The sequence below is a fragment of the Filimonas effusa genome, assembly GCF_004118675.1.
Taxonomy (GTDB): Bacteria; Bacteroidota; Bacteroidia; order Chitinophagales; family Chitinophagaceae; genus Filimonas; species Filimonas effusa.
Map to the genome: position 1 here is coordinate 734973 of NZ_SDHZ01000002.1, position 15998 is coordinate 750970.

The 15998-nt window shown below is 48.4% G+C and carries 6 protein-coding genes; 1 reads left to right on the forward strand and 5 read right to left on the reverse strand.

Annotated elements, in window-relative coordinates; all coding sequences use genetic code 11:
* Positions 1 to 26: 26 nt before the first annotated feature.
* The 5 genes from ESB13_RS14290 to ESB13_RS14310 form a co-directional block, all read right to left on the reverse strand.
* Positions 27 to 3590, reverse strand: coding sequence for a PKD domain-containing protein (locus tag ESB13_RS14290; RefSeq protein WP_164974214.1), 3564 nt, complete (start codon positions 3588 to 3590; stop codon positions 27 to 29).
* Between the two features lie 75 nt (positions 3591 to 3665).
* Complete coding sequence (locus ESB13_RS14295) at positions 3666 to 10967, reverse strand: T9SS type B sorting domain-containing protein (RefSeq protein WP_129004329.1); 7302 nt, start codon at positions 10965 to 10967, stop codon at positions 3666 to 3668.
* Positions 10968 to 10985: 18 nt separating this feature from the next.
* Entirely contained in the window at positions 10986 to 12764 is a 1779-nt protein-coding gene (locus ESB13_RS14300; protein ID WP_164974215.1) for an OmpA family protein, read from the reverse strand.
* Positions 12765 to 12784: 20 nt separating this feature from the next.
* A complete protein-coding gene (locus ESB13_RS14305) occupies positions 12785 to 13807 on the reverse strand; it encodes a PorP/SprF family type IX secretion system membrane protein (RefSeq protein WP_246022547.1) in 1023 nt (340 codons plus the stop codon).
* A 61-nt stretch (positions 13808 to 13868) separates the two neighbouring features.
* The gene (locus ESB13_RS14310; protein ID WP_129004331.1) at positions 13869 to 14084 is read right to left on the reverse strand and encodes a response regulator transcription factor; all 216 of its coding nucleotides are present in this window, start codon (positions 14082 to 14084) and stop codon (positions 13869 to 13871) included.
* A gap of 206 nt (positions 14085 to 14290) precedes the next feature.
* Between ESB13_RS14310 and ESB13_RS14315 the strand changes: the two genes are divergently transcribed.
* Positions 14291 to 15982 carry a helix-turn-helix transcriptional regulator gene (locus tag ESB13_RS14315; RefSeq protein ID WP_129004332.1) on the forward strand — a complete coding sequence of 564 codons (1692 nt, stop codon included), beginning with the start codon at positions 14291 to 14293 and terminating at the stop codon, positions 15980 to 15982.
* Positions 15983 to 15998 lie beyond the last annotated feature (16 nt).

Here is a 15998-nt window from a genome sequence, read left to right on the forward strand (position 1 = left end):
TAAAGGGTTAACGGGTTCAGTTACTATCACCTGATGATAGTAACTGAGCCCGTTAAAGGTTTAGAGCCGTTATTCAGATTAATCACATAATAATACGTTCCAGCAGGCAGGATCTTCTGGTTATAATTACCATCCCAGGAACGCCCCGCTCCCGCCGATTCCCATACCCTGACACCATACCTGTTAAATACCTGAACTATTACCCTGCTGTAGTCCGTGATATTTTTTATCATCCACGTATCGTTGATGCCATCACCATTAGGAGAAAAAACATTGGGTATCTCCAGAAGCCGCGACACCTTTACACTGGTGGTGTCAAACGACTGGCAGTTATACAGCGAGGTAGCCGTAAGCGTATAAGTAATATCCTTCTCTACCAGGGCCACAGGATGTAATATGGCATCACTGCTTAACCCCGTTGCCGGCGTCCAGCGTAAAGCAGCCGTAACATCATTTATACTTCCGGCAAGTGTAACAGTAGTACCCTCCTTACCTACACGAACCGGTCCCGCATCTACAACCGGTTTCGGATACAATACCACTGTCTTTTGCGTGGTATCCGAAATACATCCCGATGCATCCGTTACAACAAGCCGCACACTATAGGTTCCGGGACGCAGATATTGTTTTACAGGGCTGGTCTCCCACGCCACTGTTCCATCACCAAATAGCCAGTTATGAGCAGTAATAACGGCACCACTTTCTTCACTGGCATCGGTAAATGTATGTGCAACACCTTCGCACACACCTTCCTGCGTAACGGTAAACCCGGCCTTCGGTTGAGGTAGCACCGCAATCGTTTGGGAAATGGAATCCTTACAGTCTCCGCTGGTTTCATAAATATACCAGACACGTTGCGTTCCCGCACCCGCCTGCTTTGCATTAAAATGACCATCACTACCCGTTCCGGGGCCCTTATAAAAACCTGAGCCAGGCACACCGTTCGTTACACGCGCTTTATCTATCAATACATCAGTTCTGTTGCCGCATATACCGGGGATAGCATCAAAGTTCATAATGGGCCTGAGCGCAAAACTGGCCTTGACAGTGGTGTCATGTACACATCCTTCACTGGTAGTAGCCTTCAGTACAAGGGTATATTCTTTGTAATCTGTATAACGGTGAACGGGGTGTTGTAACGTAGAGCTGTTAGCAGCCCCCGAACCCGCATCACCAAAATTCCAGAGATACGTCATTGGCTGCGCATCGGCCACACTGCTGGTATTCGTAAACCTTACCTCACCACTTGCATCCAAACAGCCGCCGGGAAAACTAAATGCCGCAACAGGCCGGGCATATACCTGTACCACATGAGTAACAGTATCGCTGATACACGTTTCACTGATCCGGGCAACATGCTTCACCATATAAATACCATGATGATCATAACGTATACCGGGAGCCTTATTGTTGTTATCTATAACCCTGCCATCGCCTGATGACCAGTAGTACGACTGGAAACTGGCAGGACCACCATACGAAGCCGCACTGGAAGCAGACACCTGCGACTGCTCACAAACAGCAGAAGCAGATAAAGAGAAGTCAGCCACAGGGGCCGGGTAAACCTGGATAGCTATGGTAGTATCCGCCACACAGCCATCGGGCATAATACCCTGCATACGCACCTGGTAGTTGCCGGCAGCAGCATATAGTTTCTTTGGCGCCTCCTGCCATAAAGTATCGGCAATGGCAGCAGAAAAACTCCAGCGGTAACGGCTAGCCGGCGTTAAAGGTGTAAAGTACAACGTATCGAGCCGGCAACCGGTATAAGTTTGTGCAGCAGGACTATTGGAGTAAGAGAACCCGGCTTTTACAGCAGGCTTTACCACCACGGGAATATTCACTACTTCGGTATGATTACAGCTCTCCAGCGAAGGATGGGTGTAATACACCGGCAGAATCTTATTGCCGGTATCGGTATAGGCAACAGGCTGTTTTAAAGTGTATTGGTAATACCAGAGATTGTTCACCCGCTGCGAATCCACAGGTTCAGGCGAAACTTCCACCACATCAGTGGCAGGTGACATAGCCCCACCTTCGCTAAACGCCCAGCGCAGGACAGTAGGTTTGATGGATATAAATACCGACGGAAAAAAGGGCGTATTACGACAGGTATAACTGCTGGCACCTGGCGCTTCGCTATATTGATTCTTCACCTCCCCCTTGCCACGCAGGTTATTCATCAGGGTTCCTGCATTATATCCATACGATTCAGTGCCTCCCTGCCCGTAGGTGACAGCAGTAAAAGCCGAATCGCTTTCTACTTTCACCTGCGCCTGTGCCGCTTTCCATCGTTTCACTACAACCGAATACCCTGGAAGCGCCGGGTGGGGGTAACTATGATCGTAAGTTGCGCTGCCATCTATACGCAACGACAACAAGCCCTGGGTTGGGATAATAAGCGTAAGATAGTTCACCTCTATTTTAGTATTGGTAGTACGGAAGAACACCACCTTCTTTATAGCCTGTTCCACCGGGCTTAAATAAATCATTTCTTCATCACCTACAACGCTCCCGTTGCAGCCGGTCGAAGGCATATACTGCGCTACCATAATAGGCTTGTTGGCTGTAATATAATCAGCACTGCTGCTGGCAAATTGGTAATAACGCCCCGGCGTAAGGCCGGGTAACAAAGCGCCGTTGATCCTTACTTCAGTAGCAGGATCTTCTACCAGAACGCGGTAATAACAGGGCATTGAAACAGTAGCATCCTGGCTCAATGAAAACGGAGCTGTCAGGTATCTCTTGCCCCAGGCCTGTGCAGGAAACAGTTGCTGAATAAAATTATCTCCACCCAGCGGCGTGCAGTTTCCCATGCTCATTTGGGTGCGGCTGCTGCCGCTGAAAGCTGCCACAGGAAAACATTTCCCCTCGTCGTTAGGCACTACTTTTATCGTAGAACCACTTACGTCATATCCGCTTCCCACCGGCACACTTGTTCCGGAGCCCAGCATCTGGTACACCTGTCCCTTGTTAAGCACCACATTAAATTTTTCACCCGCCGTTCTGCCACCACGTGTAGGCACAGTTGTCGTAATCTCTATCCTGGTGTTATCATGCGCCGCTATTACATGCAACCAAGAAAAACAATCGGTATTAAAACGTTGCGTAAAGTTGAGCGACGTATAATTGAATCCCCAGGTTTCTACAGGCAATAACATAGTAGCGCCCGAGCTTTGGAGTCCAAAAATATGCGCATAGGCAACAATAGGCACATCACTTTCTATATGAATGCCACGGTTAAAGATGCCCTCACTCCCGGTGCCTCCAAAAGAAACGGGAGGAGTGTACAGCCGGGCGTCCGACACGCCGCTTTTAGGCATATAATCGGTTGCTAAAGCCGAATTGGCAGGCACTTTATAGGTTTTCTTCCAGCTGGTGCCGTTAATACTCACAGTCACATTCGCAGGCTTGTCGTCGGTACTCAGATACAATACCATTTCCTGGCCATTGGTATTACCTGCTTCAAAAAACTGGTGATGCCCATAAGCCACCCAAAAATCCTGGCCGCTGTTACTTAGCTGCTGCCCGCACACACGGCTTATACCCGCTACCAGTATTACTGAGATTATTATAAACTGTTTTATCATATAGTTGTCCTGAAACAGCAACGACCATTGCCGGTTCTTCACCGGCAATGGCCTTTGCTATCGTTTATGATCACATTATCTGATCAGGTTAATAGATCCCTTCCGGTATTCCACCGTTCCATCCTGTAGTGTTGCCTGTACCACGTACATATATACGCCCGATGGCATTTCCTTTCCATTGAACCTGCCGTCCCAGCTCACCTGCGCACCGGTAGCATCAAACACTTTCTGCCCCCATTGGTTAAACACCATCACCTTCAGATTTTTAAACACATACCCATATACCTGCCAGGTATCGTTACGCTGGTCGTTATTAGGCGTGAAAGAGTTGGGGATAAATATCTGGTCTGGTAATGTTTGCCCGGTAACCGCCGTGGAAAGCCCCGTCTGGCACAACACAGCACCATTGGCCCTTACTACCAGCGTGGCCTGCGTAACCGGAGCCAGCGGCGTAACAGTGTACGTAAGACTTGTACCGCCACCTGCAGGTGTGATAAAGTTGGCACCACCATCAAGCGACACATCATAACCCGTAGCGCCCGGCACATTGTTCCAGCGGAAACGAACAAAGTTCACCCCGGCAGAATCTACCGTTACCACAGGTGATGGCAATGCAGCATAAATAGCTACCACTGCTTTTCCCCTTGGATTACTGATGCAACCCTCTGCCGATACCGCTTCGGCATAATAGGTTCCCGTTGCAGTAACAGAATAGGATGTCCCTGAATGAACCGAAGTTCCTCCTGTTTCCTGTGTATACCAGTTGTACGTTATACCGGTAACAGGGCTCGCTATAGCCAGTGCACCTGTTTCATTGGGGCAGATGGTCAATGTATTGCTTGCCAGCGTAACTGAAGGCAGACTATAGATCGTTACATCTTTGGCAGTATCACCAATACAACCTTCTTCAGTAACAATACGCAAGGAAACTGCCTGAGTTCCTGCAACAGCAAACGTTTTGGAAGTTTGTTGTCCCTGGGCCGTAGCAGCGTCGGAGAACGTCCAATTCCAGCGGTTCACCACAAACCCCGGTGTATTATCAGTACCTGTTAAGTCGATAGGTTTACCCGCGCACACAGCTGCAGGCGCAGCCGTGAAGTCCGATACCGGAGCGTCCTTCACAAGTATGTTCAATGCAAACGCCAGGGTTTTGCTGCATCCGCCAAAACTGGCATGTTTCACGACCACCGGCAACACATAACTACCGGCATGATCGATAGAAACATCCTGTGGCAACACGTAGTTGTAATAAGTAACGCCATCAACCACCGTAGTGCCTGCGGCAACGGGGTTGGCCTGCGTTATATCACCCGCCGGCCGCGCACCCGTTATAGCACTGAATGTCCAGGTGATCGATTCCGCTTGTAACGGTATACGTATGGAAGGCCTGAAAGGCGCTTTGGCGCAGGTATATTCATTAGTGGCACTGCCGGTGCTGTTCAACGTATTTTTAATACTTGTTGATATGCCCGGATTGGAAATGCGGATGGCTATATTACACGCATAATTATTTAGAAAACCAGAACCATATGATACGCCTGTAAAAGGCTGGTCGCACGTAACCACTGCCTGGCCCGAAATGGGTGTTGACCATTGTTTCACTACTACAGTGTACCCGGCAAGATTAGGATGCGCATAAGTATAGGAAAACGTATTACTATTATCGATGCGCAGTGAGGCCAGCGCAGCAGTAGGCACTATTACAACAGTACTTTGCTCTGTTGTGGCAGAGTGCATCATACGTGGCACAATACTGCTGGTAACCCCCTGGTTCAAAGCGCTCACATAGGTAATTTCAACATCCCCACCGGTATTGCCACAGTAATTGGGCGATGGCGCCATTTGCGCTACCGACACAGGCTGGTCTGCTTCTATGTAATCGGCAGTATTACTCGGAAATTCATAATAGTTGCCCGGTACTACCAGTCCCGATAACACAGTACCGTTACGCTTCACCTGGGTAGCAGGATCCTTTACCACAACACGGTAAAGCAGGTTGAAACTGGTAGCAGGAGTTCCCGGAACAGCTACCGGCGCTGTCAGGAATTTTGTACCCCATGCCGATGCCGGGAAATTCTGTTGCAAATAGCCGTCACCAATCAAAGGATCAGGCGTTCCGCATCCCATATAGGTATGGCTGCTGCCCGAGAATACAGCTACAGGATAACAATTGCCATGTTCATTCGCAATCGAAAGCACACGTGTTCCCGTAAGATCATAACTATAGTCGTAACTATTCTGCCCCGGCTCGTCTTTAATTACCGCACCCATGAGCTGGTAAACCTGGCCCCGCATTAATGTAACGGTAAACGGAACACCCGCATCCCTTCCACCCATGGAAGGTTGTGAGGGCGTTATCTGAACTACAGTACTGTCATGCGTTGCAACAATATTTATCCACGACGATCCCGGGTTCACATTGTAGGAACTGAATACCCGCTGCCGCATATTGATACTTGTATAGTCGTATCCATATGTACCCGATGGCAACAGCATGGTGGCGGCATTCGATGTTTCACCTAACGGCACATACAAAGCTGCATAAGCTGCAACAGGTACATCACTGGTGATACTGATACCTCTGTCATACATGCCTTCGGCCTGTAACCTCGCATCGTTGATACCGGTTTTAGGTATAGGTTGTGTTACAACAGTTGTATTGGCTGCTATCGTATATGTCTTTTCATAGGTAGTACCATTCACTCTCACCGTAACATGCGCTTCCTTTTCCGCATTCAGATATAGTAATAGTTCCTGGTTGTTAATGCTCTTAAAAGACAGTACATGACCATAAGACAACCAGAACTCCGTTCCCCTGTTCGATGAATCGAAAGTCTGGTAAATAATTGGTGACCGGCTTACGGTTTTATTTCCATCAGTTAATCCGGTCATTTGAGCAGGCACAGGCACACCCGACTCTGCAATCGTATTCCGGAGCGTGTCGGTCACACTGGTTGTATTGACAGACCAGCTACCGCCCAATGCCGCCTTGCCCGATTTAATATAACCATACGCAGGCACATCACCGAGCCAGGAAGGCACATAATATTGCCTGATATCCGCATTATAATTACCGGCAGGCATATCTGCCGAGAGGTAATAGTACATCGACTGCGCGCCGGCAGCTACTCCCTGCGGTTTAACACCCGAATAACGGCGCAGTGCAAACGAGGCCGGCACATTCGCTCCCCAGGTAATACTGGCTACCACATCAGACCCCAATGTAAAGGTCTGCGTTGCTCCCGCTACAGGTGCAGCAGGACTAGCTGTCAATACTTCCGGCTGCGATGTTGGTACAAATTCATAAGCGCCCAGGTCAGGCACCCCGTCCTGCAAACTAACAGGCCTTACATTATTGTTGATATCGGTAGCATTGCCCGCCAGCTGAACACCCCTGCCATGCATTGCCCATACATGAGAACTGGACAAATCAGGTGTGAGTGTTTCAGCATTATCGAAGGCAGGCGCATAATTCATACTGTTCACATCCCAGCCCGAAGCATTCTGCCATTCGGCCAGCGTGGCATACGTGGCGACAGGCGTTGTAGAAGACAACAATACGCCTCCGGTACTGTAAAGCAAGTTATAGTCACTGTTGATAAAGCTGAAGAGCGATACCCCCATAGCCCTGTTACCACCGCTGTGGTAAAAGATATTATTCCTGATATTTATATTGCCATAGCTGTAAGTAATATGATCGAAATAAGCAGCCATATTGGTAGCAGTGGCAGCTGCAGAGCTGTTGTTTACAGAGTTATTCCAATATTTAACATTGACACCATTGGCGCTGTAAATACCATAAGCCGTATTTGCAGTAGTTTTAACCGCTATCACATTATTCACAGTGGTATTACCGCTGGTAGCATATTCATACAACCCATACACATTACCCGTAACATTATCTACAGCCTTGATCCTGTTATTGGAAATAACTCCGGACACTTCCGCTGTGCTGCGGCATAAATTGGCGTAAATTCCGTATGCGTTACCTGTAGTATTCCTGATAGTAATATTATTCCCGGTAAACTGGTAAGCGGTATCGCAATACATGGTGTAAATGGCATAGGCAGTAGCGGAAGCCGGCGGAGCCGTGGTAATGGTATTCTGCTTTATCTGCATCCGCCTGTTGTAGGTGGCATAAATACCACTGTAAAATGCGCCGCTCACATCATTGCCCTCTATAATATTCTCGTTACCCATGGCAGTCAGCGATACGCCAGACAACATAACACCATAAGCACCTCCCTTCACCACATTCCCTCTGATGACATTACCGCTTCCCGTCATCGTATTAGAGAAAATTGCAGCGCTGGTATTGGCCGTAGCAGTGGTGGCAGGCGCCGTAACATTACAGTTCACAATACTATCGTACGAAGAAATATTGGCAATATCAATAGCCCTGGCATAAGTAGTGGCCGTGGTAGTAACAGAAAGATTCCTGAAACTCACATAGGCAGCGCTATCCAATTGCAACACATAGTTGGCCGATGCAGTAGCCGTTCCTGAAGTAAGTATTACAGAGGCAGGATCTCCTGTAAGGCTCTGAAATGTAACCCGGCTGTTGGCGCCCGCACCAGTGATGGCATTAATCCTTATCCTTTCATTATAAGTACCCGGGTAAACATTGAAAGTAACGGCGCCGCCAATGCCGCAGCGCATAGCTGTTATAGCCGTTCCAAAACTCTGGAAATTGCCGCTTCCCGCTGCCGCAGCAGGATTGATGGTATAGGTGCCCGCCGGTAATCCCGGGTTTACCGTAACCTGTACCGGGTTGGAGATAGCTGTGTTACCGCCGCAGGTAAGCACCGCACGGTAATAAATATTGGATGCAGCCGCTACCGCCGTATCAGGATAAGGCAAAACACCGCCAAGGTTCGTCCAGGTACCGCTGGCAGTACTAGCATACTGCCATTGAACAGTCTGGCCGGTGCCGGTAGTATTACCTTCCAGCCCCAGCTGAACAGGCAAGGCCATACAAACATCTGAATTGGGAAAGGCAACTGCATTCCCGCCTGCCGGGCTGGTATTACAAGGTGGCAAACTGAATTCAAAAGCCCCAAGGTCGGGAGCTGAATTACTCCGCAACGCACCTTTGATATCAACCGTTACACCCTGCGCCGATCCCCTGTTATCCAACACAAGCGAAACCGGTGTGTAGTCGCCATTGGCAGTATCCTTATAAAATGGATTATAACTGAAAGAAGCACCATCCTGGTTCACCCCTTTCTTCCAGTCGTTCAAAACATAATAAGTAACATTGTTATAGAATCCCAGTGCACCCCCGGGCGCATTTACATAATAATTATTATTATTTAAAGAATCGCTGGTAGCAGGCGTACTGCGATAGAGTGCATGTTTCACACCAGCGCCGCCACGGGTGATGGTAATAATATTATTGAAGAACTGGATGCCTACCGCCTGCTGGTTCTGATAGTAAGCCCTCGCTACATTGGTGGCAGTGCTGGCAACATCGTCAAGCGAAATGGTATTGTGATGATACAGCACATAATCGGAACTATTGTTGTAAATACCGTACTGCGCCCCCATACCATTTACCCTGTAAACAAGATTATTCGTTACCCGGTTTTCAAGTCCTTCAAAAGCATCGGTACCCGAATGCTGAATAGCATAAAACGTAGAAGTACTGCCTGGTGCAGCGCTGAACGGATCATGAATGCGATTACCCGTTATCACTGAAAGGGTATTTAATGTGCTTACCATCACACCATAAAAATCACCCGGGGTGCTTAAAGCAGGTCTGCTGATATCATTATTCTTCACTACCGTACCAACACTGCCGGCCACATATACACCATAGTTAAAGAAATCTCTCAGGCGGTTGCCCTGCACCAGGTTCCGGGCAATAGCCTGCGTATTGCTGCCCACCACCGTAACCGAAACATATCCCCCGGTTATCGTATTGTTGATAATACTATTGCTGTCGCAAAGCGTAGCCCCGTTTGCGGTAGCGCCGGTGGCAGAAGAATTCATCACAACACCGGCGTATGCATTGTTATAGGCACTTAAAAGGTTTGAAGTAATGGTACAGTTGCTTATCGTATTACTATCCGCATCATTAATCAGTTGCACGCCATACCCATAGTAAGTTCCGGTAGCCGGCGTAGTAGCATCTATTACCAGGTTATTCAGCCGGATATGATCTGCACCATTCAGCTTTATCACCGCACGCTCATTGGTATTCACCGAAGGGAACTTAATGGTTGCACCGTTCCCGTTAAACACCACGGCATTCGCGGCCGAAGCGCCGGGAACCGGGTTTATGATCAATTGTTCATTATAGGGGCCACTGCCTGCAACTACATTAAATACCACAGGCCCGTCGATACCACATTTAATATGATTGTAGGCATCATTGAACGACTGGAAATTGCCCCCGCCTGCAGGCTGGTTGCTGTTAATGGTAAAGGTCCCGGATATGAGCGCAGGCGATGATACAAAAACGGGATCCGATGCATCGGAAGCGCCGCCATTAGTACACGTTACCACACAACGATACCAGGTACCCGCAGACTGGCGGGTGGTTAAGAAAGGATCTGTAGCGCCGGGAATCGTAGCCCAGGTAACATTGTTCACCGAATTCTGCCACTGGTAGCTAAGCCCCTGGGCAACACTGCTGCCGGTAAGACTTAACAGGAAATCGGTATCAGGGCATATGGTAGTCACAGAAGACGCCGTAACACCTCCCTCCGGTGTTCCCGAACAAGCAGCTGCAGGCGTATAACTGAAAACGATATTAGGACGCGTATTGACGGCACCGTTGTTGGCAGTACCAGCCGTTCCGCATAAACTACCCATGTTATTGGCAACAAAGCTATGCGAGGCATTAAATGCCAGCCCGGTTGTCCAGGTTATAAGCGGGTTGCCTGTGTTGGTAACAGCAGTAGCATTGTTGGCCGCTCCATTGCATATCTCTACTACAATATTCCGTTTCCCATCCCATACAAATGGAGTTGAAAACGTCAGGGTATTAACACCTGCTACAGGCACATAATCTAAAGGACCAAACAAATTCGTGGCCGGCACCGGCTCCCATGTGCTGATGTCGAGCGAGGTTGTTAATGTAGTTCCCATTTTAACAGCCAGCGCTTCTGCCTTTCCGGAAAAAGTTCCCATCCCCGTAACATTGAAACGAATAGCCGTAATGGTTCCGGCCTGCATACCCGCCGCCGTTAATTCAGCAGCAGTGTAAAGATATTGTGCCCGCTGGCCTTCATTATTATCCTGTAAAGGACAAGGATACGAGGTGGCGGCATTGGCAGCTGTGCCACTGCCTATAGTAATATTTGTTTGCGCATGTACAGTAAAAAAGTTCAATAAACCTATCAGCACCAGTAGTGCGGGCAGTTGTAACTTCATCGCAGGTAGTTTTGGCTTTTACTTAAGTATTTTCAATTCGGTACGCCTGTTCTTTTCACGGCCTTCGGGATTGTCCCTGCCATCGGCATGGGTATTGGGAGCTATGGGTTTATCGGCACCATAACCTTTTGCACTCACCCGCTTCTTATCTATTCCCTTACTCACCAGGTAAGCTACCACATTATCGGCGCGGCGTTGCGACAGCAACAGGTTAAACTCATATGATCCTGTGTTATCGGTATGCCCGCCTATTTCAACAACGAGGTCAGGATATTTCATTAGCGTATCTGCCAGCTGATCTAATACGATAAACGAAACAGGTTGCAGTTCTGCGCTGTTCAGTGCATAATACACATGTTCCAGTACCTGTGAAGCAAACACAGGAGCAGCAGGCTTAACCATGGTATCGGGAACAATAACTGCTACCGGCGGTTCAGCAACAGCAGGGCGAACAAATTGTAATGCCATCAATTCAAGACAGCATTCCGCATCCCGGTCCGAACTCAGCAGCGCCATCTCCAGCGGATCGGCGCTTGCCGATAAACTGGCGAAATACATATCATCTTTAACGGAGTTGACAGGATACCCAAAGTTTACCGGCGTTTGCCAGGCACCAATATTACCCTTACTATAGTACAGGTCATATCCGCCCATCCCGGTACGTCCATCCGATGCAAATACCAATCTGTTGCCGGGAGCATGATAATAAGGAGCCTGTTCATTACCTGCCGTATTGATGGTATTACCCGCATTAAAAACCCGTACAGCATGCCCGCTGCCATCCAGCTCAGCACACCAGATATCAAGTCCGCCTATACCACCAGGCCTGTCGCTTACAAACAGCAGGTACCTGCCGCCAGGTAACAAAAAAGGTTGCTGCGCCTGGTAACCGGGTCTGTTAACCAGCGTATCCAGCAACACGGGTTGCGACCAGCCATTACCGTTCCTCCGGCTTATATATAATGCAGCCGACTTCTTTCCCTTAATTATGTTCCACGCAGTAAAGAACAATGTCTTCCTGTCGTCACTAAAACTGGCAGTTCCCTGGTGCTTATTGGCACCAGGAATAGCAGCAGGTGCCGCAGGCGCCATGGAACCATTGCTAAACACAGCCTGATAAAGCCTGTTGGTATGAAGTTCACTTCCCTCCTGCCAGGTAGCAGTAAAAAAAACGGTATCGGCTGCTAATAATGCCGGGGCATAACTGGCGCCGGCTTTACCTTCAGCCAGCTTTTTTATCTTATACAGCGCAATATCGTCTTTAGCCATTTGCGCTTTAATGAACTGCAAATTCACCAGCTCCCTTTCGGCTATCACCTGCTGCTCGTGGGGCAGAGAATGCTTTTGCAAGAAAGCGGCAAAAGCGCTGGCAGCGGCATCATAATTACCCAGCGCCCTTTCTCCGGCAGCATAATAAAATCCGGCAAGCGGAAACATACCGCTGTCGCCGGCAGCCACCTCTGCATATAATGGTGTGGCCCTGGCAATATTCGTCAGTTGCCGGTAACTCTCCGCCAGCCTGTAAGTGGCCACCAGCTTGTTGCCCGGTGCAGCAACAGGTGCAGCAGCAGCCGCTGTTACGACATAAGGACCTCCGTTGACGTTCTGTTTATCTTGCCCGGATAAATATTTTTCGTAGTACAGTGCCGCCGATGCAAAGTCTGCTTTGCCAAAATACTTGTCCGCAGCTTTCAGGTAATCTTTCGAAGCCTGAGCATACAAACCGGCCGGCAATAACAACCATAAGGCCATTAGCTTCACAAGCCGCTGATAAGGGTTATGTAATGTTGAAATCATGTTCAGGTAGTTTTGGTTTCTTATAATCGGGGACATACAAAATCCACCTCGGGCGTCTTCGCTTTTTTACGGCCGGTAAATGCAAGTGATATCTCAAAGCTGTTCACCCCATGTACCATTTTACCTAAATCCGACACATTGATATCATAGCTGGCGCTTAGTACCATGTTGTCGAACGAATAACCTGCCTGCACCGCAACAGCATCCTGGATACGGAAGTTGGCGCCCAGCAGCAGCGAGGTGTTGGCATTGGCGCGAAGCTGGGCATAAGCGCCTATCATCTTTTCTTCGGCTTTACCCTGGCGCAGGAAAAGACCATGCGGTGTAAGGGCCAGATTATCATTGATGCCAAGCCGCACACCGGCATGAAGCGTATAACGCATAGGCATGTTCACCTTGCCGTCGCTGCTGGCGAAACTATCATCCGGACGGGTGAGATGCGAAACCGCAAAGCCGCCGAAAAGATTTGCCTTTTTACCAGGCGAGGCATCGAAATACAGCATCCCCGCACCCGCATCAAAAACAGTGGAAGAGGTGCGGCCGAACACTTCCCTGGTTGCATTTGCACTGTTATAACCGGTTACCGGGTTCCATTGATCTCCAAAACTGAGCTTCGACGTGTTGAAACGGCGTTGAATAAGTCCGGCCTGCAAGGCCAGCGAAATACGATGCTGCCCGGCAGCACCAAACCGGATAGCCGTAAAAGCAGCATTGCCATAGGCTGTGGTATAATTATATCCGCCGTCGCCAGCACGCTGGTTCAATATGTTCACACCTACATTCAGGCTTCTGGGAGTAGTAAGATCCAGCGATACGCCCGTTGTGGAAAAGGCACTGGCGATACTGCTCCACTGGTTACGGTAAATAGCCGCTGCACGATAATCGCCGTCAAAAGCACCTGTTAACGCAGGGTTCAGCCAGGCAGGATGCACATAATACTGGGTAAAATGAGGGTCTACCTGCGCCCGGAGCACATTGACACTGCCTGCCAGCATACACACAAAGGCCACCCGGCAAAACAGTTTAGTTAGTTTTGTGGTCATCTGTAGTTTTGGTTTGTCGATATTACTAAAGCGGTGATGGTTCAAAGGATAGCAGCAACCATTACAGCAGGTTTACTTCCATCGCGCGCCTCAACATGCCGGCTGTATTTCTTGCCTCCAGCTTCCTGAGAATATTTACCCGGTGATTCTCCACTGTACGTACACTTAAAAACAATTCAGCGGCAATATCCTTCGACGTCCTGCCAGCAGCTACCAGTTGTAACACCTCTTTTTCGCGACGCGAGATAAACGCATTTGCAGTAGTTTGGTTCCTCATATGCGATATTGTTTACTGCAAACTACCAAGTTGTACTCATAGGTAATAAAATTGGATGCGTACAAAAAAAAGACAATTTAAAAATTGAATATCAAACATTTACATATGCAAGTCTACACTTTATGGACATAACTTATTAACATGGCAATCTGATTTGAAAGCTATATATTGCAGTTCCGCGGGATTTTACTGCCCCCTTTATGCTTATGAGGTGGATTTTTATTCTGATAGGATGTGTTTTTTTCACGCCAATGGCATGGAGCCAGTCTGCCGATAGCCTGTTCCTTTTAAAGGACTATGAAAAGATTCCCTATATCAGTCGCCTCCTGCGCCAGTCATACAAAGGAGCAGATGAAAAACAGGTGCTCGCATTCTACGACGCCCTCCAGGAAGCTGCCTTTAAAAAAGACGACGCCACTATACAAATCGCCGCCCTGGCCTTTCTGGCACAATATTATACCCTCCAGAACAACCTGTCCAAAGCACAACAGTATTATGAAGAGGGACTGGAACTGTCGCACCTGCGCCGACTGAAATACCTCGAACCGGTAATGTTACACCTGGCAGGCAATAACGCCTATAAACAAGACCGTTACGCCTCGGGACTCGAAAAACTGTTGCGCGCACACACCCTGATGGAAAATCTCGGCAGCCAGTATTTCCCCGATATGGGACAATATCTTTACGACCTGGGTTATGCCTATTTCTATTATTATGAAGACCTTGTAGAGGCGTTACGCTTTGTACAAGCCGCCATGAAATATCCCATGCCTTCCGAAGAAACGGATATCGGCTGCCATAACATACTCGGATTAATATACCGGGCAACAGGAGAAGCGAATTTATCCGACTCCTGCTTCAAGATCGCCCTTCATAAAGCGGAAGCAATCCGCGACACCGCCAATATCGGCGACGTATCGGGCAATATAGGTTATAATCATATGCAGGCCGGCAGGCTCAACGAAGCAGAGGTGTTTATGAAAAAGGACTATCACCTGAGTATGCTGAAGCAAAACTGGACAAGCGCCTGCCTGGCTAAAATGACCTTATCGAGCATTGCCCTGGCCCGGAACAACACCGCAGCATCACTTGAATATATCCACGACGCCCGGCAATTGGTGCATACCCACCAGGCACAGCTTACCCGTAAAGCACTTTACACCATCTACTACTTCATTTATATGAACCTGAGCAGAACGGCCAGGCTTCAGGGAAACGACAAAATGCTGATTGGTGTACTTGATTCTATGATCCTGTATAAAGACAGTCTCTTCCGCTCACGCGAATCACGTGAAAAAGCATCGGTACAAATCAAGCTTATCAAAGAAAGCAATCAATACCAGCTTGAACTGCTGCGCAGCGAGGAACGGCGTAACATATTGTTCCGCAATACCCTCATCATTATAATACTGCTGGTAGTGGTAGTGGCACTTCAAATTGTATATCGCCTGAAAAGAGTAAACAAAAACAATGAAGAGCAGTTGACAGAATATGCAAATGTGCTGGTAGAAAAAAACCAGCTACTGGAACAGTTCAGCAACAAAATGCAAGAGCTTGAAAACCAGCCGGAACATATAGAACATCAAATAGAAGACATTTTCAAAGAATTACGCTCCCGTCCAATATTGTCGGAAGACGATTGGCTGCATTTCAAACAGTTATTTGAACGCATTTACAAAAACTTTTTTACCAATATCACCCAGCATATTCCAGGCATCACCCAAAGCGAGATCCGTTTGCTGGCCCTCACCAAACTCGGACTTTCCACTAAAGAAATGGCCGACCTGCAAGGTGTTGCCGCCGACAGCATCCGCAAAGCCCGCTATCGCCTCCGTAAAAAAATTGAACTCTATGTCCACGAAAACAAAAACATAGCCCAGGTACTGAAAGAACTATAAACCTCAGCCTCAACCA